Source organism: Limnobacter sp. UBA7229 (assembly GCF_002473065.1).
GTDB lineage: Bacteria > Pseudomonadota > Gammaproteobacteria > Burkholderiales > Burkholderiaceae_B > Limnobacter > Limnobacter profundi.
In genome coordinates, this window is the sequence record NZ_DKTN01000013.1 from 1 (window position 1) to 20,302 (window position 20,302).

General features: G+C 50.0%; 18 protein-coding genes. 8 read left to right on the plus strand and 10 right to left on the minus strand.

Translation table 11 applies throughout. From position 1 onward, the window contains the following. Positions 1 to 254: 254 nt before the first annotated feature. The 8 genes from B4C79_RS06825 to B4C79_RS06860 form a co-directional block, all read right to left on the minus strand. Entirely contained in the window at positions 255 to 623 is a 369-nt protein-coding gene (locus B4C79_RS06825; RefSeq protein ID WP_008250135.1) for an FKBP-type peptidyl-prolyl cis-trans isomerase, read from the minus strand. Positions 624 to 703: 80 nt separating this feature from the next. Next, entirely contained in the window at positions 704 to 1,147 is a 444-nt protein-coding gene (cynS, locus tag B4C79_RS06830) for a cyanase (RefSeq protein WP_008250133.1), read from the minus strand. Next, entirely contained in the window at positions 1,144 to 2,127 is a 984-nt protein-coding gene (locus B4C79_RS06835; protein WP_171097712.1) for an ABC transporter ATP-binding protein, read from the minus strand. The genes cynS and B4C79_RS06835 overlap by 4 nt, the downstream gene beginning before the upstream one ends. A gap of 6 nt (positions 2,128 to 2,133) precedes the next feature. After that, a complete protein-coding gene (gene ntrB, locus B4C79_RS06840) occupies positions 2,134 to 2,982 on the minus strand; it encodes a nitrate ABC transporter permease (RefSeq protein WP_205882483.1) in 849 nt (282 codons plus the stop codon). A gap of 5 nt (positions 2,983 to 2,987) precedes the next feature. Continuing rightward, positions 2,988 to 4,349 carry a CmpA/NrtA family ABC transporter substrate-binding protein gene (locus B4C79_RS06845; RefSeq protein WP_291739435.1) on the minus strand — a complete coding sequence of 454 codons (1,362 nt, stop codon included), beginning with the start codon at positions 4,347 to 4,349 and terminating at the stop codon, positions 2,988 to 2,990. Positions 4,350 to 4,377: 28 nt separating this feature from the next. Continuing rightward, positions 4,378 to 5,058: a DJ-1/PfpI family protein gene (locus B4C79_RS06850; RefSeq protein ID WP_291739436.1), complete on the minus strand. Its 681-nt coding sequence runs from the start codon at positions 5,056 to 5,058 to the stop codon at positions 4,378 to 4,380. A 111-nt stretch (positions 5,059 to 5,169) separates the two neighbouring features. Continuing rightward, entirely contained in the window at positions 5,170 to 5,793 is a 624-nt protein-coding gene (locus B4C79_RS06855; RefSeq protein WP_291739437.1) for a response regulator, read from the minus strand. Continuing rightward, positions 5,790 to 6,935, minus strand: a complete 1,146-nt coding sequence (locus tag B4C79_RS06860) for a sensor histidine kinase (protein ID WP_171097703.1) — start codon at positions 6,933 to 6,935, stop codon at positions 5,790 to 5,792. The genes B4C79_RS06855 and B4C79_RS06860 overlap by 4 nt, the downstream gene beginning before the upstream one ends. Positions 6,936 to 7,164: 229 nt before the next feature. On the opposite strand from B4C79_RS06860, the gene B4C79_RS06865 reads away from it, so the two are divergent. After that, the gene (locus B4C79_RS06865; RefSeq protein ID WP_291739438.1) at positions 7,165 to 7,752 is read left to right on the plus strand and encodes a hypothetical protein; all 588 of its coding nucleotides are present in this window, start codon (positions 7,165 to 7,167) and stop codon (positions 7,750 to 7,752) included. A gap of 102 nt (positions 7,753 to 7,854) precedes the next feature. On the opposite strand, the gene B4C79_RS06870 is transcribed toward B4C79_RS06865, so the two are convergent. Together B4C79_RS06870 and gdhA are read right to left on the minus strand one after the other, a co-directional pair. Next, the gene (locus B4C79_RS06870) at positions 7,855 to 8,559 is read right to left on the minus strand and encodes an NAD(P)H-dependent oxidoreductase (protein ID WP_291751135.1); all 705 of its coding nucleotides are present in this window, start codon (positions 8,557 to 8,559) and stop codon (positions 7,855 to 7,857) included. A 100-nt stretch (positions 8,560 to 8,659) separates the two neighbouring features. Next, on the minus strand, positions 8,660 to 10,009 hold the full coding sequence (gene gdhA / locus B4C79_RS06875; protein WP_291751133.1) for an NADP-specific glutamate dehydrogenase: 1,350 nt from the start codon (positions 10,007 to 10,009) through the stop codon (positions 8,660 to 8,662). A 451-nt stretch (positions 10,010 to 10,460) separates the two neighbouring features. Here gdhA and B4C79_RS06880 point away from each other — a divergent pair, with 451 nt between their 5' ends. From B4C79_RS06880 to B4C79_RS06910, 7 genes are all read left to right on the plus strand, one after another. Then, a complete protein-coding gene (locus B4C79_RS06880) occupies positions 10,461 to 11,999 on the plus strand; it encodes a type I restriction-modification system subunit M (RefSeq protein ID WP_291751132.1) in 1,539 nt (512 codons plus the stop codon). Then, positions 11,996 to 13,186: a restriction endonuclease subunit S gene (locus tag B4C79_RS06885; RefSeq protein ID WP_291751130.1), complete on the plus strand. Its 1,191-nt coding sequence runs from the start codon at positions 11,996 to 11,998 to the stop codon at positions 13,184 to 13,186. Before B4C79_RS06880 ends, B4C79_RS06885 begins: the two co-directional genes overlap by 4 nt. A 2-nt stretch (positions 13,187 to 13,188) precedes the next feature. Further along, positions 13,189 to 14,943, plus strand: coding sequence for a GmrSD restriction endonuclease domain-containing protein (locus B4C79_RS06890; RefSeq protein WP_291751128.1), 1,755 nt, complete (start codon positions 13,189 to 13,191; stop codon positions 14,941 to 14,943). Between the two features lie 16 nt (positions 14,944 to 14,959). Beyond that, on the plus strand, positions 14,960 to 15,226 hold the full coding sequence (locus B4C79_RS06895) for a hypothetical protein (protein ID WP_291751126.1): 267 nt from the start codon (positions 14,960 to 14,962) through the stop codon (positions 15,224 to 15,226). Between the two features lie 261 nt (positions 15,227 to 15,487). After that, a complete protein-coding gene (locus tag B4C79_RS06900; RefSeq protein WP_291751124.1) occupies positions 15,488 to 18,901 on the plus strand; it encodes a DEAD/DEAH box helicase family protein in 3,414 nt (1,137 codons plus the stop codon). Between the two features lie 56 nt (positions 18,902 to 18,957). After that, positions 18,958 to 19,497, plus strand: a complete 540-nt coding sequence (locus B4C79_RS06905) for a hypothetical protein (protein WP_291751122.1) — start codon at positions 18,958 to 18,960, stop codon at positions 19,495 to 19,497. Then, positions 19,494 to 20,243, plus strand: a complete 750-nt coding sequence (locus B4C79_RS06910; protein ID WP_291751120.1) for a DUF1828 domain-containing protein — start codon at positions 19,494 to 19,496, stop codon at positions 20,241 to 20,243. The genes B4C79_RS06905 and B4C79_RS06910 overlap by 4 nt, the downstream gene beginning before the upstream one ends. Positions 20,244 to 20,302 lie beyond the last annotated feature (59 nt).

Below are 20,302 nucleotides of genomic sequence, written 5' to 3' on the forward strand. Positions count from 1 at the left end.
GGGAGCTGAACTTGCAATGGGTCGCACGATGACCAGTCAGAAAACTTGCCGGCTTGGCGCGCCGAGACCAACGATCGCGCCATGGCGCGAAAGCCAAGACCCGACCGTTACTTTTGGAGGGCTTGGCTTAGTGCAGGCTCAAGCTGACAAGCCGAAATGCCAAGTTTTCGGGCAGCGGTGACCCTTCAAGTTTAGCTCCCAAGCCCACTAGTCCAGTGCAACACAAGTAACCCACGCCGAGTGAGCAGAAAACCTCAGCGGATGTCGAACAACTCCACATCAAACACCAAATCGGTGTTGCCCGGGATTGGACCTGCACCACGCGCGCCATATGCGGTATCAGATGGACAGAACACGATTGCCCGATCACCCACCACCATTTCGCACAAAGCCTGAGTCCAGGCTGGAATCACGCGGTTCAGCGGGAAAGAGATTTTCTCGTTGCGCTTAATTGAACTATCGAACACACGACCATCCAGAAAGGTGCCTTCATAGTGCACTTCCACGATTGAATTCGGTGTTGGCTTTTGTGTACCGGTGCCGCGCTTTTTGAAAGTCAGCTTCACGCCAGATGGCAGTACGAGTTCGTCGCCAGCGGCGGCGTTGTTGGTTGAATCAGTCACGGCATTACCCCAGGTAAGAATTAAGACAAGCGCTTATTCTAACCCGGGGTGTTCAGCCAGCCGTAAATTCAGCCTTGAAATCAATAGGTTTTGTAGGGCAGGAATTTGCCGCTCATATTGATGCTGACGCGGTCACCCATGGGGTTGGGCTCACGCTGCAAATCCATTTTGAAGTCGATGGCACTCATGATGCCGTCACCAAACTCTTCATGAATGAGTTCCTTGAACGTTGTGCCGTACACACTGATCAATTCATAAAAGCGATAAATCAAGGGGTCGGTAGGCACAGCGGTGGGCAGCGATCCCTTGTAAGGCACAACCTGCAGGCAATCAACCGCCTCGGGTGGCAAGGCCAAATACTCACCAATTTTCTTGGCTTGTTCTTCGGTCAGTGTCATCTGGCCCAACAACGCAGCTGTGCTCCATTCCTTGGACTGGCCTAGTACTTTGGCGCAGTCGTCCCAAGTGCATTTTTTCTTGCGCTTGGCCAATACAATCATCTCGGTTACGTCGGTTCGTTTCATGGTGCACTCCTTTGAATCAAATTTAGTGGGGGTGTTGTCTCGGTGCTAATTTTCGTGTTGCTCAAGGCCTTCAGGCCTGGGCGAACCACCGTGGGTTGTTGGTGTAGCTCAGCATTCAGCTTGTTGCTGTCTGGCTCTGTACTGGGTGCAGGTGCTGCGCGGTTCACCAGAAAATCAACCAGGTGGTTGCGAATGGCGTAGTACTGCGGATCATGGTGCACGGTGCTTCGGGTGCGTTCACGCGGCATGGTGTTTTCAACAATTTCAGCAATGCGCGCGCGCGGGCCGTGGCTCATCAGCATCACTTTGTCGGCCAGTAAAATAGCCTCATCCACATCGTGCGTAATCATGAACACGGTTTGCCCGGTGGCCTTCACAATTTGCAGCAACTCGTCTTGAATCGTGCCTCGGGTCAGCGCATCCAGCGCGCCAAAGGGCTCGTCCAGCAACAGCATTTGCGGTTGAATGGCAAACGCACGGGCAATGCCCACTCGCTGTTTCATGCCGCCAGAAAGTTCATGCGGCTTTTTGTTTGCGGCTTTACCCAAACCCACCATGTCCAGATACTTCATGGCGTGTTCACTGATTTCCTCCGGCGACTTTTCAGGCCAACGTGAACGCACACCAAACTCCACGTTTTTCAACGCTGTCATCCAGGGCATTAGCGCGTGGCTTTGAAACACCACACCACGGTCCAGCGAAGGGCCCACCACTTCCTTGCCATTCATGATCACATAGCCTTGCGTGGCTTCATCCAGCCCGGCCAGAATGTTCAGAATCGTGCTTTTGCCACAACCCGAATGGCCGATGATGCAAACAAACTCGCCTTTCTGAATGTCGAAGTTCACGGCCTCGAACACAGGTGGAACCGAGGTATCAGCAGGCGCATAGCTTTTTACCAAACCTTCCACTTGCAAGAAGGCGGCGGCTTTTTCATTGGGTATCAGGTCTTTGCTGAATATCTTGTGTTCAGTCGTCATGGTTGTTTACTCCTTGTAGCTGACCAGCTTGGCCATGCGAGCCAGCAGCGTATCGAGCAACATGCCGATCAAGCCGATGAACAAAATTGCGCTGATGATGTTGGCAATCGACAGGTTGTTCCATTCGTTCCACACGAAGTAACCAATGCCTGTACCGCCCACCAGCATTTCAGCCGCCACAATCACCAACCAGGCAATGCCAACGGAAATACGCATGCCCGTCATGATGGTGGGCGCCGCTGCCGGCAAAATCACCTGAAATGCTGTGCGTAGCGAACTCACCTCCAGCGTTTTGGCCACGTTCAACCAGTCGCGTCGAACCCCTGCCACGCCAAATGCGGTGTTCACCAACATGGGCCATATGGAGCAAATGAAAATCACGAAGATGGCTGAGGTGTCGCTGTCTTGAATCGTGTACAAGGCCAGCGGCATCCAGGCCAAAGGCGATACCGGCTTCAAAATTTGAATGAAGGGATCAAGCGCCTTGTACAACAAGGGCGACATGCCAATCACAAAGCCCAGTGGAATCGCCACCAAAGCGGCCAAACCAAAACCCACCAGCACGCGAAAAATGGAATAGCCCAATTGAATGCCGATGCCTTTGTCATTGGTGCCACGGTCGTAAAACGGATCACTGATGTGCCCCCACAACTTTTCACCCACATCGCCCGGGGTGGGCAATGGGGTTTTGCTGCCTGTGGATGCAGCCTGACCCACCAGTGCTGCATATTCAGGATCTACATTCACCTCGGCTTGCTCGGGCAAGGTGGCAATGGTCCAAATGGCAATCAACACCACCAGGATCAAACCCGACAAAGCCCATGGGGCCCACTTTTGCTTCCTGAAGTCTTTCATGCCGCTTAACCCTTGGTTCTGGAAATTGCGAAGCTGTTGAGGTATTCCTCTGGCTTCTTGGGATCGAAGGGCTTGCCCATCACACTGAATTTTTTGTCGAGCGATGACGGTGGCTGCATGCCCACTTCTTTCATCAAGCGGGTTGCATCGGTGGCCAAAAATACATCTTTGGCAATTTTGTTGTAGTCCACATCGCCCTTGATTTGTCCCCAGCGTTTCATCTGGGTCAAAATCCAGATCGCAAAACTTTGGTAAGGGAATGGATCGAAGTCGATGCGCTGCGGGTCCTTCTTGATACCACCCAAGCCATCGGCATAGGTGCCGGTCAACACCTGTTCAACCACTGTCAGCGGCTGGTTCAAATAATTGGTGGGGGCAATGGCTGCTGCAATTTCCTTGCGGTTCTCGGCTTTGCGGGCGTAGGCCGTGGCATCCAGCACCGCCTTCAACAGGGCTTTGTAGCTGTTGGGGTTTTGAGTCACGAATTCTTTGCTGGCCGCAAATGCGCAGCAAGGGTGGCCCGACCAAATCTCTTTCGACAGAATGTGAATAAAGCCCACGCCGTCGTACACTGCACGCTGGTTCACTGGGTCGGGCGCCAGGAAACCATCAATGTTGTCTGCGCGCATATTGGCCACCATTTCGGGAGGTGGCACTGAACGAATTTGTACATCGCGATCGGGATCAAGGCCAGCCTCGGCAAGGTAGTAGCGCAACAGGTAGTTGTGCATGGAGTAGTCAAACGGCACTGCGAACTTGAAGCCTTTCCAGTCTTTCGGATTGCGTTTGTCTTTGTGCTTCATGGCCAAGGTAATGGCCTGACCATTGATGTTTTCAACTGCGGGCATGGTCCATGGAATGGCGTTCGAGCCTACACCCATAGAGATGGCCAAAGGCATGGGCGACAACATGTGCGCTGCATCGTATTCTTTGGCCAGCGACTTGTCGCGCACCACCGCCCAACCAGCTGTTTTCACCACTTCAACATCCAGACCTTGCTTGGCATAAAAACCCAATGGCTGCGCCATGATGATGGGGGTTGCACAGGTGATTGGAATGAAACCCACCTTCAGTTTTTGTTTCTCCAGGGGGCCATTGCTTTGCGCAAAGGCCTCCTTGGCTGCAGCCAAGGGAAACAAGCTTCCAATTGCAGCCATGGCAGTGCCACTGCCCACAGCGCGCAGGAAATTGCGGCGCAGGTTGTCATCGGGAAACAGCGCATGCATCACCGCGTTTTCAACGGCACGCTCTTCCATCTGTTGCACGGCCAATTGTTGATCATGCTCTGCCTGGCTGTTGTGTTGGCCACAGGCGCAACGCATGCCCAAGCGGGTATTGGGATCAAACGGGTTCTTGAAAAAAGACATGGTGAACTCCTATGCAGTGTTGCAACAATCAGGCTGTGGCGCGGTTCAATGCGGGGCGAAAATAATCAATGTCGTGTTGGTATTGCTGGTAGGCCTTGGTGTACTCCATCACACGGGCCACCTCAGCAATGAATTCTTCGTCGTAACCGGCGCGGCGCAGCAGGTGAAAACCCACTTCCATGCCGCTTGCGATGCCGCCACCTGTTACGATCCGGCCGGCATCCACCACCCTTGCACGGCTTACCTGGCAGGCTGGTGCTATTTCCGCCAGGCGGTCGATTGGGGTTTTTCCAAGGTGCGAAGCTTCCAGGCGATCGGGTTCTTTGCGGTTGGTGGCAGCCAAGCCATCGAGCAAACCCATGCGAGCGTAAATCCACGAGCCCGTGCACACGCTGGTTAGCAAACAAGTGTTGGGCAGCGTCCGAACGTAGCGGTGCAAGTTGCCATTGTTCATTTCCTGCCGGGTACCAAAACCACCCGGAATCAGAAACGCATCCATTGCGGGTGTGTCAGAAAACGAATAGTTGGGCAACACGGTGAAACCAGCCTGCGTTTGTACCGGCCGCATGCTCTCGGCAATCAGGAACACTTCCAGTTCAGGGTCGAAACGCTTGGCCACCGAGAACACGCCATAGGGCGCTGCGTAGTCCACCACCTCGGCTTCCTTGAACACATACACACCCAGTCTGAACCCTTGCATTCTGGCCATTGGCGCTTCTCCGGCAACACTGCATTAACAGGCTTTCAGTGTGCCGCGGGGGTTGAAGGCTGGGTATCACGCCATTTGTGATTGTGTTGTAGTGCTGGCCCTACAAGAAAATTACAAGCCATGCAGCTTGGTGTAGTTCACCAGATCCACCAGGTTTTTCAGTTCGAGTTTTTCAAACACACGGGCGCGGTAAGTTGAAACCGTGTTGCCCGACAGGCACAAGGCCTGTGCAATGTGTTGAACTGTCTCGCCCTGCGCCATCAAACGCAGCACCTGCATTTCACGATTGGACAGTCGCTCGTGGGGCGGCCTGTCAGCTGGCTTGCGCAAATCGTTGGCCATCAGGTTGGCTGTAGCAGGGGTTAGGTACACTTGCCCGGCGCAGGCCATTTGAAGGGCCTGTGTCAACTCTTGGGGCGAGCAACCTTTGTTCAGGTACGCATTGGCACCACTGCGAATGGCACGCAAAGCAAACTGCGCTTCGGGGTACACCGACAACATCACCACGCCCAGTTTCGGAAATTCACTGCGCACGCTTTTCAGTACATCGAAACCATCGCGTTCGCCCAGTGCAACGTCGAGCAACACGGCATCAAAGCTGCCCTTGCGAAGTTTCTGCATAGCCTCGACACCATCGGCTGCCTGCTCGCTTTGGTACTGCCCATCAAACTCATCCAGAATTTGAACCAGGCCACGCCGAATAATCATGTGGTCGTCCACAATCAAAATCTTCATAAGGCGAGTACCTCGGGCAGGCGCAGCTTGATGCACACGCCCTGCCCCAAAATTGAATCGATCGAGCAACGTGCGCCAATATCCCAAGCCCGTTCTTCGATACCCATTAACCCGAACCCGGCATTGAAAGTGCGCACTGCCATGCCACGGCCGTTGTCTTTCACCTGAAATACCACCGCCCGCCCTTCAGTGTGCACGCGCACCTCTACTTTGTTGGCACCCGAGTGCTTGCTGACATTGTTCAGCGCTTCTTGCAAAATTCGGTACAAGGCAGTCTCGGTGGCTTTGCTCAGACGAACATGTTCCAGTGCCGGGGCAATGTCGAGTGAACTCACCACATTGGTGCGTTGGGAAAACTCACCCAGCAAATGTTCCACTGCCGCCCAAAGCCCAAGATGATCCAGCACACCCGGACGAAGATCAGAAAGTATTCGCCGCAAACTTTCCATGGCACCCTGTGCCAGGTCCAGCATGCTCTCAATTCTCAGGGTCAGTTTTTCATCGTTCGCACAGCGGTAGGAAAGCGCTTTCAACTCCAGATCGAACGCAGTCAACTTTGCACCCAGGTCGTCGTGCATCTCACGCGCTATTCGGGTGCGCTCTTCTTCACGAACGGTGGTCAGGTGTGCAGAAAGCCTGCGCATTCGGTCGTGCGCTTTCTGTAATTGCGCGGTGCGTTCAACCACCCTGCGCTCCAGTTCAACCTGCGCAGCAGCACGAATATTTTGCGCTTCAACCCGCTCGGTGATGTCTGTGAATGTGACCACAGCGCCCACCACTGCTTGTTCTTCGAAAATCGGGTAAGAAGCGTACTCAGCATGAAAGCAGCTGCCATCCCTGCGCCACAACACTTCATTGTCAACACGGCAACCCTTGTTTTCCTGAAAGGCGCGAAAGATTTGGCACTGACACACCGGCATCAAATCGTTGTTCGCATAGGAGTGGTGCATCAGGTAATGCATGTTCCTGCCGAGCACTTCATCGGCCGAATAACCCAACATTTCCGCGCCTGCCTTGTTGATGAAAACACAACGCCCTTTCAGGTCGATTCCATAGATGCCTTCACCCGTGGAGTCGAGCAACAATTCGAGTTGCCTTCGCCAGGCAGCATGATGAGAAAGTTTGGAAAGATGCTTGAACACGGCAGTGCACCTGAAGTTGAATCAACATCAAACTAGCAAGAGCAATGCCAATAAAATTCAAAAAGTTTTTGAAAATTTGCACGCGAGTGGTGCGAAAAAAAAACGACAAAATTTATTGAAATTTACACACAAACGGGTTGTTGATCATGTATTGATGAAAAAAGCTTTTCAGTTAATAAAATTTGATGTACACATAACTCACCACACCGTTTAAGGAAGGTTACACAACATGGTTACAACAGATCAAAAGCCAGTCGAAGCCGAGGCAAGCAAAGCAACCCCAGCTCCAAAAAAACCAGCAGCAAGAAAACCCGCTGCTAAAAAACCAGCCGCTGCAAAACCAGCAGCAGCGAAAAAACCAGCAGCAGCAAAACCCGCTGCCGCGAAAAAACCAGCTGCTGCTAAACCTGCCGCTGCAAAAAAACCAGCCGCCAAACCAGCTGCTGCAAAAAAGCCTGCCGCTGCTAAACCAGCTGCTGCCAAAAAACCAGCTGCCGCCAAAAAGCCAGCTGCCGCCAAGAAACCAGCTGCTGCAAAACCTGCAGCGAAAAAGCCAGCAACATCACGCGCCAAGGCAGCCACTGCCAGCGTAGCGAATGCTGCAGCCAAAGCAAAGAAAACTGTGGCCAAAGCAAAGCCAGCCGCCAAGGCCAAGGCCGCAGCAGCCAAGTCAGTGTTCAGCGCAACTGATCGCAAGAAATTGTTGAGCGATGTTCAGAAGCAGATCAAGGACCTTGAAAAACAAGTCAAGGGCATGGTCAAGTCAGTTCAAACTGACGTGATCGCCAAGATCAAAAAGCAACTGGGCATGAAGTAATCCAGAAATAGCAAAAATAATAAGACCGCTACACGACCTTTCGTATGAAAGGTCTTCTGTAGACTTGATTGAAACCCGTTGTGCGAGAGCACTGCGGGTTTTTTATTTTCCGAGTGGATTCATTTGCGGATCGAAATTGTCCAGACTGGGATATGAAACCCGCTGGCGTGAAGCCAGTGTGTTCACTGCAACATCGAGCTGCTCAAGCATTTCAACACGGGCTTCTTGTGTGATGTAAGGCACATGGTAGGCGGCAAAAGGTTCCAGCACATCAAAGCCGGCATAGCCCAAACTGCCGCGCAACACAGGGCGCAACATGGTATTCAAATCACCGTGAATGGCGTCATCGCCAAACATGTGTTCACGCCCACCCAGTGTGAAAGTAAGCCAGGCCTGTTTGCCCTTCATCAAACCACGGTCGTAAAAATTCCGGCCGCCATAAACCACGCCCGACAAAAATACCCGGTCAATCCAGCCCTTCAAAATTGCAGGCAAGGAAAACCAGTACAACGGAAAATTCAGCACTAGCAAGTCGCATTGCTTCAGCAACTCTAGTTCGGAGGCAATGTCGGCTGGCAAGGTATTGTTTTTCTGGGCATGCCGTTGTTCAAGGGCGTATACCAGGTAATCCGGATTGCTGCGTTCAGCGAAATCAGTGGCACTGGCCACTGGGTTGAATTGCTTGGCGTATAAATCTGACACGGTCACCGTGTGGCCCTGCTCTTCAAAACGGTTTTGCATGCGCTTCATCATTGCAGTGCAGAATGATTGGGGCTCGGGGTGTGCATGCACAATCAGAACGTTCATGGTGTCGGCTTCTTTTCAAGAAAATGATTAGCCATGCTACCAAAAGAAAAGGGGCCGCCAGTCAATTGGCAACCCCTTTTCAGCGCCAACCACTGGGCTTTTAAATGACGCCGTAAGCCAGCATGGCATCCGCCACCTTCACAAAGCCACCCACATTGGCACCCTTGAGATAATCAATGTGACCGTCTTCTTCCGCGCCATACTTCACGCATCGCTTGTGAATATCGCTCATGATGGTTCGCAGGCGCTGATTCAGTTCATCGCGTGACCAGGACAAGCGCATGCTGTTCTGGGTCATCTCCAAACCTGATACTGCAACACCCCCGGCATTGGCGGCCTTGGATGGCGCAAACAAAATACGCGCCTTCTGGAACGCATCAATTGCCCCTTTTTCAGAAGGCATGTTCGCACCTTCAGACACGCCCATGCAACCATTCTTGATCAACATGGCAGCTTCTTCGGCATTGATTTCATTTTGCGTCGCACACGGAAAAGCAAGATCGCAGGGTATGTGCCACGGGCGTTTGTCAGCAACAAACTCTGCATTCGGATACTGGTTCAGGTACTCGCTGATGCGGGCCCGTTTCACTTCTTTCAGTTCTTTGATGTGCGCCAGCTTCTCCATCGTAATGCCGTCTTTGTCGTGAAGTGTTCCGGATGAATCGGACATGGTGATCACTTTGCCGCCCAGCGCCAGAATTTTCTCGACTGCATATTGCGCCACATTGCCAGAGCCGCTGACTGAACACACCTTGCCCTCAAACTTCAAACCTTTGTAGCTCAACATGTCTTCCATGAAATAGACCACACCGTAGCCAGTTGCCTCTACTCGAATTTCACTGCCGCCAAAGGCCAAGCCCTTGCCGGTGAGCACACCAGTGAATTCATTACGGATTCTTTTGTATTGGCCAAACATGTAAGAAATCTCCCGCCCCCCAACACCAATGTCGCCGGCTGGCACATCGGTGAAGGGACCAATGTGGCGGGAAAGTTCGGTCATGAAGGCCTGGCAAAAACGCATGATCTCGCGATCGCTTTTGCCTTTGGGATTGAAGTCTGAGCCACCCTTGCCGCCACCCATGGGCAAACCAGTCAGGCTGTTCTTGAAAGTTTGTTCAAAAGCGAGGAATTTCAAAATGCTTTGGGTCACGTTGTCGTGAAACCGAATACCCCCTTTGTAAGGGCCAATCGCATTGCTGTGTTGAACCCGGTAGCCACGTTGCGTGCGCACATTGCCCTGATCGTCTTCCCAACACACCCGGAAACTGACAATTCGATCAGGCTCGGTCAGTCGCTGCAAAATTTGAGCAGCCTCGTACTTCGGATTTTTTGCAACAAAAGGAATGATGTGTTGTGCAACTTCATGCACTGCCTGGTGAAACTCTGGTTCGCCGGGATTTCTGCGAATCAGTCCATTCATGAACTCTTCTAATTCTGGCGAGCTGCTCATCTCTTATTCTCCTATCGAAGGACGACGTTGGACTGCGTGTAAGCAGTTTACCGAATCGCCTGAGATAGAGCACTCTGGATTTCTGTGGATATCCCCAAAAAGTGGGCACAACCTAGGGGATAGCATGTGGACAAGTAGTCCAAGCTATTCAAAACATGAGGAATTAGATGGCCTGACTAATTATTGTGCAAGCTCGGTTCTGGCATGCTGTTGAGTGCAGCAATTTAAGTGCTTAACTGGCAATTTAGTTCTTAACTGGCAATTTAGTTCTTAACTGGGTCTGAACCAGCTTCGGCAATGGGCTGCAGGCTGGCCACAGCAGGCTCTCTAACGCCGTACCCACACTATCACGATGAGGGCTCAGAGACTCATATTCGCAGTGCGATACCTTGCTCTCTTGGCTGTAGAATCGATGAATACCAATTCTTAAATACATGGACACCTGCACTCAATGCTTACTGGCGAATTAAAAAATCAAATTAACGCGATTTGGGACTCGTTTTGGTCTGGTGGTATCTCCAACCCCCTAGAGGTCTTGGAACAAATCACCTACCTGCTATTCATCAGACGTCTGGACGATGCGCATACGCTTGAAGAAAACAAGTCGAGTTTGCTGGGCTTACCTATGAGCAACAGGGTTTTTCCGGAGGGCAGTGACTCGAAGGGGAGAAGTTATGATGACCTCAGGTGGTCCCGCTTTAAAAATTTCGCACCATCTGAGATGTTTGAAGTAGTTGGCGAGCATGTGTTTCCTTTCATTCGTACAAAGGGAGGCGACGGCTCCACCTACAGTCGACATATGAAAGACGCGAGATTCACGATTCCCAGCCCCAGCCTACTGGCCAAAGTGGTGGACATGCTGGACAAAGTTCCCATGGATGACCGCGATACCAAGGGTGATTTGTATGAGTACATGCTGGGCAAGATTGCTTCTGCTGGCCAGAATGGTCAGTTCAGGACCCCTCGCCACATCATAAAACTCATGGTTGCAATGACAGCACCAAATCCAAAAGATGTTATCTGCGACCCCGCAAGCGGAACATGTGGTTTTCTGGTTGCCTGCGCAGAGTACCTGCAAGAAAAGCGGCCGGAGCTTTTCAATGATGCTGAGGCACGCCAGCATTTTCATAACACAATGTACAACGGCTATGACTTTGACAACACGATGCTACGTATTGGCAGTATGAACATGGCGCTACACGGGGTTGAAAACCCTGACATCAGTTACAAAGACTCTCTTGCTCAAGAACATGGTTCAGATGAAGAAAAATACAGTTTGATTTTGGCCAACCCACCCTTTGCCGGTAGCCTGGACTATGAGAATACCGCTAAAGACCTGCTGACCATCGTCAAAACCAAGAAAACCGAACTGCTGTTCATGGCTTTGTTCCTGCGTCTACTTAAACCAGGTGGGCGTGCAGCGGTGGTAGTTCCGGATGGGGTTCTATTTGGGTCAAGCAAAGCCCACAAAGAACTGCGCCGCATGTTAGTTGAGGACCAAAAGCTAGACGGTGTATTGTCACTGCCCTCGGGAGCCTTCAAGCCCTACGCAGGCGTGTCCACCGCTATCCTGTTCTTCACAAAAACGAATTCCGGTGGTACAGACCATGTGTGGTTCTATGACATGCAAGCCGACGGCTGGAGCTTAGATGACAAACGTCAACCGCTTCTAGATGAGGGTAAGCTGGGGCCGTACCCCGTGCAGCCGCTGACCGAAGCCGAACATGCAAAGAATAACCTCCCCGATGCACTTGCACGATGGGCACAACGCGATGCCTCTGAACGCGAGCGACCACGCACCGCGCAAAGTTTCTGCGTATCAAAGTCCAACATTGCGGCACAGGGCTATGACCTTTCAATCAATCGATACAAAGAAGTAGTACATGAGACTGTGGAGCACGAACACCCGCTGGAGATTCTGGCTAAGCTGAAGCAGTTGGAAAATGAGATTCAGACAGGGATGGCAGAGCTTGAGGGGATGTTGAAGTGAATAGTTTTCCAAGAATTCCCTTGGGCGAATGCTGTGAAATCGTATCCGGCGCTACACCCGATACAGGGACAGCGGGTTATTGGGAAGGCGATATTTGTTGGGCAACACCTAAAGACCTTAGCGGTCTCGATGGGCATTACATTTCAAATACTCCGCGCAAACTCACAAAGCTAGGGCTTGAAAGTTGTTCCGCGTCAATTCTTCCTGCTTATTCGGTCCTCTTTAGTTCGCGTGCGCCAATTGGGCACGTTGCCATCAATACGGTGCCTATGGCAACTAACCAAGGGTTTAAGAGCTTTGTGCCAAGTTCAGATATTGATGCGAAGTTCTTGTTCCACTGGCTGCGAGCAAATCGTTCCCATCTTGAGGGTTTAGGTGTTGGGGCAACCTTTAAAGAGCTCTCCAAAGCCGTCATATCCAAGGTTGAAGTTCCAGTACCTCCAATATCAGAGCAACGCCGCATCACTTCCATCCTCGACAAAGCTGATGCGCTGCGTACAAAACGCCGTGAAACCCTGGCTCAGCTCGACCGCCTCGCTCAGTCGATTTTTGGGGAGATGTTTGGGGACCCACTAACAAACTCGAAAGGTTGGCCTGAAGGTGCCTCACTGGGCGAGGTTGCCGATATTGTTTCTGGCGTCACCAAGGGTCGAAAGTTGGAGGGGAAGACAACCCGAGAAGTACCTTACCTAGCTGTGGCCAATGTACAAGAAATGCGACTTAACATGACTACAGTGAAGCGTATTGAAGCGACCGAGGAAGAAATAAAACGCTATGCACTACGCGATGGAGACCTACTGCTCACTGAAGGTGGCGACCCTGACAAACTGGGACGCGGCACACTTTGGCATGATGAGCTACCGGAGTGTATTCATCAAAATCATGTTTTTCGCGTTCGTGTGACTGCTGATTCTATTACGCCATGTTTCCTTAATTGGCTTGTCGGTAGCCAACGCGGCAAGCGATATTTTCTGAAGTCAGCTAAGCAGACAACAGGCATCGCTTCCATCAACATGACGCAACTTCGAGGATTCCCTTTACTTTTGCCTCCAGTTAGTCTTCAACTCGAATTTGAAGGGGCAATTGGCACAATACAGAGTCACACAGCGCGACTCCGCGCGGCTATGGATTCGTGCGACGCTCTGTTTGAGACCCTACAGGACCGCGCCTTCCGAGGAGCACTCTGACCATGCAGCAACAAAATATTCCTATTGGTACTCTCGTCGACATGTACAAGCGAGGAGAGCTACGCTTGCCGGAGATTCAACGCCACTACGTTTGGCGTGCAACCAGGGTTCGAGACTTGTTGGACTCTCTATATCGCGGCTACCCTAGTGGCTCCATCCTCATGTGGGAAACGGATGAGCCAGTGCCAACCCGAGACTTTGCCATCGCGCAGGAAACAACGGCTTTCGCCGGTCGGAAATTACTGCTTGACGGTCAACAGCGCCTCACTTCACTGACAGCTGTGCTGGGTGGAGAGATGGTACAGGTTCGAGGGCGTAAACGGCCTATCGATATTCTGTTTAACCTAGACCACCCAGAGGGCCCTCCAATTCACGACACGGAAATCACTGCTGACCAAGACTCACCAGTGACCAATGATGATGAGGAAGGCGATGAAATTGATACTGATGAAGAAGAGGATGCGTCTGGTTCAGGTCTTCAGGAACAACTGAAACGCCGGACCTTTGTCGTAGCCGCTAAAAACTTGGCGACTTTACCTAATTGGGTTTCTGTTACCCAGGTATTCTCGACGGAAGGCGATGCACAGATTCTGAAAAAGGCCGGAATTACCTCCTTCGATGACCCACGATTTCAGCGATACTCAGACCGCCTCAAAAAGCTCCGTGCCATCAAAGACTATACCTACGTGGTTCATGTGCTAGAGCGCAACATGAGCTACGAAGAGGTGACTGAGATATTTGTTCGCGTTAACTCGCTTGGAGCCAAGCTTAAATCGTCAGATTTGGCCCTTGCTCAAATGACCTCACGTTGGCAAAACCTGCTGAAAGAACTTGAGACCTTCCAAGAAGAGTGCGAACAGAACTGGTTTTCAATTGATTTAGGGCAGTTGGTTCGAGCAATCGTGGTGATGGCAACCAAACAGTGTTTGTTCCGAACCGTGGCTAGCACACCACCAGCAGTTTTGCAGGCTGGATGGGAAGAAGCAAAGGAAGGCCTTCGATTTGCAATCAATTTTCTAAGAACCAATGCCGGGATTGAAGATGAGTCCCTACTCTCCTCTCCTATGTTCATCCATGTGTTGGCAGCGGTCAGTCGTCTTAAAGACAATAAGCTGACCGCCGACGAGCAAAGTAAGCTATTGCATTGGCTACTTGTTGCCAATGCGCGTGGACGATACTCAAGAGGCTCAACTGAGACCCTGCTCAATGAAGACCTAAATATCGTTTTTAAGTCGGGCGACATTGGCGCTTTGCTTGCTCCCGTAAAACGACAATTCGGTCGCTTGCATGTTGAACCAGGCGACCTTGCCGCCAGGGGTGTAAATAGCCCATTGTTCTCGCTCGCTTACCTCGCACTTAAAGATGCTGGTGCCAAAGACTGGTACAGCGGTCTTGGTTTATCTCTAACCCACCAAGGTAAGCTGCACTTCATTCAATGGCATCACATCATTCCCAAGTCGCTTCTGAAACAAAAGGGTTATGAGACAGGCGAGATTAATGAAATAGCCAACATGGCTTTCATCACAGGGCAAACAAATAGACGTATCAGCAACAAGGACGCATCGTCTTATCTAGTAGATGTTGTTGCAAAGCAAGGCAAAACTGCCCTGGAAAGCCAGTGTGTACCGACGGACCCTGAGCTTTGGTCTATTGATAATTATCGAGGCTTCCTTAAGCATCGACGGGAGGCACTTGCGGACTGCATGAATCAATTCATCCAGAAAAAATCAGGAATATCTGTATTTGATATGAATTAACGTGAAGTAGGCGCAAATGGCAGAGACTGAATTTCCCGAAGACTACTATTTGACAGAGGGTGATTATCAAGCACAGCTTGAAAAGCAGCTAACTGCTGCGCCAACTCAAGAGTCAAAAGCGCTCATTATTGATACTTATGACAGCAGCATTAGGGAGCTCCTTGATTTGCAATCTACAGCTCTTGAATACAGGTCAATACTCTTGAATCGACTGCAAATAAACGACAACTTAAGAGTTAAAAATCGAATAACGAAAAAACACCTTCGGCGTCATTATTTGTAGACCTGAGCAAACAGAGGTTGATGGGTGAGAACCAAACTTAAAAAAGTCATTTCTGATTGGTACGAGGGGCGAACCGTAATTTCCAAACCCCCAATTCTTGGGGTATACCAGGAACGGCATTGGACCGCACAATGGGTTCACGCAGCTGTCGAGTTCCACAGAAAAGAATGGAAATGGGCCATACCCGTATATTTGACGGTGGTGAGTTGGCTATTAATTAGTTAATCTACTGAAAGAAAAAAGACCTGAGGCATATCAAGAATGAGCAATTTCACCTTTCTCCAATTCGAATGGCCTCTGGTCTTTGAATCGGCTGCCAAAGCTGAAGAAATGGTGAATGCTGACCCTAGAACTTCTTGTTTCTACGCTCGGCGCTCGCTGGAGATTGCAGTTGCATGGCTTTTTGCCCACGACAAATCTCTCAAAACGCCCTATCAAGACACCTTAGCGGCGTTCATCCATGAACCCACCTTCAGAAATTTGGTAGGGGACGCACTTTACACGAAGGCAAGATTAATCAAAGACCTAGGTAATATCGCGGTACACAGCTCGAAAAAAATGACCCAGGCTGACGCAGTGAATGCAACGCGAGAACTGTTCCACCTGAGTTTTTGGCTGGTCCGCACCTACGGCAAACGAAATCGCCCCGAGCCTGGTCTTACATTCAATCTTGGTAGCATCCCCGCACCAGTTGCCATACAAACACAATCTGCCGAGCAATTACTGAAACTTCAGGAAACGCTCAAGGATAAAGACAACAAGCTTAAGGCGGCACTGGACGCAAAAAACAGCCTGGACGATGAGCTACGCAGACTTCGGGAAGAAATCGAGAAAACCAAGCTGGTCAATCAGGCTACGCCTGATACACATGACTACTCGGAAGCCGAAACTCGTAAGGCCTTTATTGACTTACTTCTGAAAGAAGCTGGATGGGATTTGAATCCATCCAAGAACTTTGAAGTGGAAGTCAAGGGCATGCCGAACAATCAGGGTGTTGGCTACGTTGACTACGTGCTTTGGGGCGATGACGGAAAACCACTTGCCTTGATTGAAGCCAAACGTACCACTCGCAGCCCGATGGAGGGCAAGCAGCAAGCCAAGCTTTACGCCGACTGCCTGGAAAAAGCGTATGGTCAGCGCCCCATCATTTTCTACTCCAATGGCTATGAGCACTGGATTTGGGACGACGTATCTTACGCTCCTCGCCCAATTCAAGGGTTTTACAAGAAAGTTGAGCTGGAACTTGCAATACAAAGGCGGACCAGCCGAAAGTCACTTTGTACAGGGGTAATCAACAGCAGTACCGTTGAGCGTTACTACCAAATCAGGGCTGTGCGTCGAGTTGGGGAATCGTTCGACAAAGACAAACAACGAAAGTCTCTTCTTGTGATGGCTACAGGGTCTGGAAAAACCCGAACTGTAATTGCATTGATTGATTTATTGATGCAAAACAATTGGGCAAAGCGAGTGCTTTTCCTGGCAGACCGAGTTGCATTGGTAAATCAAGCGGTGAACGCATTCAAGGCCCATTTACCAGATGCCCCGCCCGTCAACCTAGTGACTGAAAAAGAGACTGAAGGTCGTGTGTATGTTTCGACATACCCAACCATGATGGGCTTGATTGATGAAGCTAAAGATGGGCAGCGTAGGTTTGGTGTTGGACACTTTGACCTGATTGTGATTGATGAAGCACATCGCTCTGTCTACCAAAAGTATCGAGCAATTTTCAATTATTTCGATTCGTTACTGGTGGGATTGACTGCCACGCCAAAGGATGAAATCGACCATAACACCTACGGCCTTTTTGAACTTGAAACAGGCGTCCCCACTGATGCCTACGGATTAGATGAAGCAGTAGCTGATGGCCACTTGGTCCCACCAATTCCGATTTCCGTTCCTCTGAAATTTCAGCGCGAAGGTATTCGATACGACGACTTATCGGATGAGGAAAAAGAAGAATGGGACCAGATGGAATGGGATGAGGAAGGAAACGTTCCGGAAGAAGTTGATGCACAGGCTTTGAATAAATGGCTGTTCAACGTGGATACCGTCGATAAAGTGTTGGAAACACTGATGACAAAGGGTCAAAAGGTTGCTGGCGGAGACAGACTGGGTAAAACCATCATTTTTGCAAAAAATAATGACCACGCGGATTTCATCTCCACGCGTTTTGACGCCAACTATCCCCAGTTCAAAGGGCATTTTGCTCGGGTTGTGACTTACAAAACTGAGTACGCCCAATCCATCATCGATGACTTCTCCAGCAAAGAGAAAATGCCGCACATTGCGATTTCAGTGGATATGCTGGACACGGGTATTGATGTACCCGAAGTCGTGAACCTAGTGTTTTTTAAAGCTGTCAGGTCCAAGACAAAGTTTTGGCAGATGGTTGGCAGGGGCACTCGTCTTTGCAAAGACCTATTTGCACCAGGCGACGATAAGAAAAACTTCTATATTTTTGACTTTTGCCAGAACCTTGAATATTTCAGCCAGAACCCTGATGGAGCAGAAGGCTCGAATACCGAGCCGTTGAGCGCCAGGTTATTCAAGACTCGCTTGGAGATTATTGGTGAGATTCGTCAGAAACTCGAAGATGAAGCCCCAACTGGGTTAGGAAGTGACACAGACGCCATCTACGCGGCGGGACTGACTCTCAAAAAAGTGCATGACGACTTTGTGTCTCATCTTCAAGAGACAGTCCAAGGGATGAATATCGACAATTTTATTGTTCGCCCCCATCGACAGGTTGTCGATAAATTTGCCAAACCTGAAAACTGGCAGAGCCTGACAGAGGAAGATAGACACGACCTTTCGAACGAAGTTGCAAAGTTACCGAGCGCCCTTTCAGACGACGATGAAGATGCCAAACGGTTTGACTTGTTGTTGCTAAAGACACAGTTAACGATTCTTCAGGCAGGAACTGACTTTCCAAACTTGAAACAAAAAATTCAAGCCATAGCTAGTGCACTTGAAGAGCATGAGTCAATTCCTGCGATAAAGGCGGAAATCGTCTTGATTCAATCAATTGCTTCCGAGGAATGGTGGGAGGGTGTTACGGTAACCGCTTTAGAGCAGGTTCGCCGCAAGTTACGTCGGCTGGTGAAGTTGATACCCAAAGTCCAGAAAAAAATTGTTTACACAAACTTTGAAGATGAAATCGGAGAGGCCTCGACCATCAATTTACCAGAGGTAACCGCCGGACTTGATATGGCAAAGTTTAAAGAAAAGGCACGTCAGTTTTTGAAGCAGCATGAAAGTCACTTGGCTTTGCAGCGCCTGAAACGTAACCAACCGCTGACAAAAACCGACCTTGAGGAGTTGGAAAAAATGTTAACAGCGGCAGGCGGCTCAGCTCCGTTGATAAAGGCAGCAGCGGAGAAAAGTCACGGCCTGGGCCTATTTGTGCGCTCACTCGTCGGACTTGACCGTGAAGCTGCAATGGGAGCATTCAGTGAATTTATCAAGGATGGACAGGCCACTGCCAATCAAATTGAGTTCATCGAAATGGTTGTTTCGGAACTTGTGCAGAACGGAATCGTAGACCCATCACGCTTGTTTGAAACACCATATGTGTCAATCAACTCTCAAGGGCCAATTGGAGTTTTTCCACCCGAAAAGGTCCGTCGCATGGTGGGTGTACTGGAAGACATACGAAGAGCTGCTATTGCTGTTTAGTCTTAGTCCAACTAGCCCTTCATGTTCTCCAAAATAGGAATTAAACGGAGGTTAGGATGTCACAAGAGCCTGTTTCTGATGAGTTCGTCAAAAGCTTATTGGCTAAAAACAAACAATCGACAAAAGGATTTGAGTGGAAAGCACTCCCGAACACAGTGGGACACCGATTCACTTTTGAAACTGCACTGGATTGTGACGAAGTTACCTTAGAAGGTGTGCTTTTTCGGTCAATTTATCAAAAGCTGCCGCCACGCACAAAAGGTATTGCAACGATTCAATTCGAAGAAATACAGAAGGTGATGATACAAGTTCACAGCCATCGTATCTGGGCTATAGACGATGACAGCAAAGGTCATAAAAACCCACCCACGAAACCAGGTGCAACTCCGCGCCTGTTTGATGGAAAACAGTTAACCTCTAGAGCACATATGCATATCTGGCAAAACGGAGAAGAGAGCTATGCGGAGCCTGTCGCAGCTCCACCAAATAACTTGGAAGGATTATTTCAATTAACTACAGCCTGTGTGAAAATAAAATTTCAAGAGCCATTTGTTCACCCGCTCAAGGGTGTGCAAGAACAGTTGTTTAACGAATGAACTGTGATGCAATCCAAAAGCTTCTAAGCTGGAAATGCGAACCAGCCGGAGAACGCGCCTTCAAACTCACCTCCCCCATAAGTTTAGGGGTGGACGGGGAACTGTTGTCAGTTTATTTGGCGTACCCAGACGATGGAACCATCTACATGACGGATGCAGGTCAATGCCTGATGCATGCACGTGCACACGGCATCAAGATTTCAAAACAACGAATGGACTACCTAAATCGCACCGAAGGTACTCAGTTTGCACGCTTCGCCATGAGTGGTGAAATTGAAGTAGAAACCTCAATCAATAATGCTGAATCGGCCCTTTGGGATGTTGTGAAACTAGCGTTGAATTCAGCGTTTCATTATCCGAAGTGGCGGCCTAAATTCCATGAGGTAAAGTTTGAGCAAACTGTTAGGGAATATCTCGCGAAAGAGTTCGGAAAAGATAGCCTCACACGCAACTATGAGGTAACAGGACTCAGTGGAAAGATTATTGAATTCCCCATGCTTCTGAAAACGAACGGTAAAGACTACCTAATACAGACCCTCGCCTCCGATGGTGACAACTACGATTGGACTCGAATTTATTCGATTCATGGGAAGTTCTCTGATATTAAAAGAACATCTCTACCGGCAAAACGTCTGACAATTATTGAAAAAAGCAGTAGCAAGCAACTTGGTACAATTAAGACATTTTTGAGTGAGGTCACTGAGGCCACGCTTCTCGAAAACGCTGTTAACGCAATAGCAGCCTAAGCTACCTATCCCTACGGAGATTCCGAGAGCAGCCAATATCAATTAACCAATACCGCGTG

Bases quoted from the DNA above. Each gene is read 5' to 3' on its own strand.
- cynS (WP_008250133.1), bottom strand. From the start codon at position 1,147: ATGAAACGAACCGACGTAACCGAGATGATTGTATTGGCCAAGCGCAAG.
- B4C79_RS06890 (WP_291751128.1), top strand. From the start codon at position 13,189: ATGCAGCAACAAAATATTCCTATTGGTACTCTCGTCGACATGTACAAG.
- B4C79_RS06865 (WP_291739438.1), top strand. From the start codon at position 7,165: ATGGTTACAACAGATCAAAAGCCAGTCGAAGCCGAGGCAAGCAAAGCA.
- B4C79_RS06855 (WP_291739437.1), bottom strand. From the start codon at position 5,793: ATGAAGATTTTGATTGTGGACGACCACATGATTATTCGGCGTGGCCTG.
- B4C79_RS06895 (WP_291751126.1), top strand. From the start codon at position 14,960: ATGGCAGAGACTGAATTTCCCGAAGACTACTATTTGACAGAGGGTGAT.
- gdhA (WP_291751133.1), bottom strand. From the start codon at position 10,009: ATGAGCAGCTCGCCAGAATTAGAAGAGTTCATGAATGGACTGATTCGC.
- B4C79_RS06850 (WP_291739436.1), bottom strand. From the start codon at position 5,058: ATGGCCAGAATGCAAGGGTTCAGACTGGGTGTGTATGTGTTCAAGGAA.
- B4C79_RS06835 (WP_171097712.1), bottom strand. From the start codon at position 2,127: ATGACGACTGAACACAAGATATTCAGCAAAGACCTGATACCCAATGAA.
- B4C79_RS06845 (WP_291739435.1), bottom strand. From the start codon at position 4,349: ATGTCTTTTTTCAAGAACCCGTTTGATCCCAATACCCGCTTGGGCATG.
- B4C79_RS06900 (WP_291751124.1), top strand. From the start codon at position 15,488: ATGAGCAATTTCACCTTTCTCCAATTCGAATGGCCTCTGGTCTTTGAA.
- B4C79_RS06910 (WP_291751120.1), top strand. From the start codon at position 19,494: ATGAACTGTGATGCAATCCAAAAGCTTCTAAGCTGGAAATGCGAACCA.
- ntrB (WP_205882483.1), bottom strand. From the start codon at position 2,982: ATGAAAGACTTCAGGAAGCAAAAGTGGGCCCCATGGGCTTTGTCGGGT.
- B4C79_RS06870 (WP_291751135.1), bottom strand. From the start codon at position 8,559: ATGAACGTTCTGATTGTGCATGCACACCCCGAGCCCCAATCATTCTGC.
- B4C79_RS06880 (WP_291751132.1), top strand. From the start codon at position 10,461: ATGCTTACTGGCGAATTAAAAAATCAAATTAACGCGATTTGGGACTCG.
- B4C79_RS06905 (WP_291751122.1), top strand. From the start codon at position 18,958: ATGTCACAAGAGCCTGTTTCTGATGAGTTCGTCAAAAGCTTATTGGCT.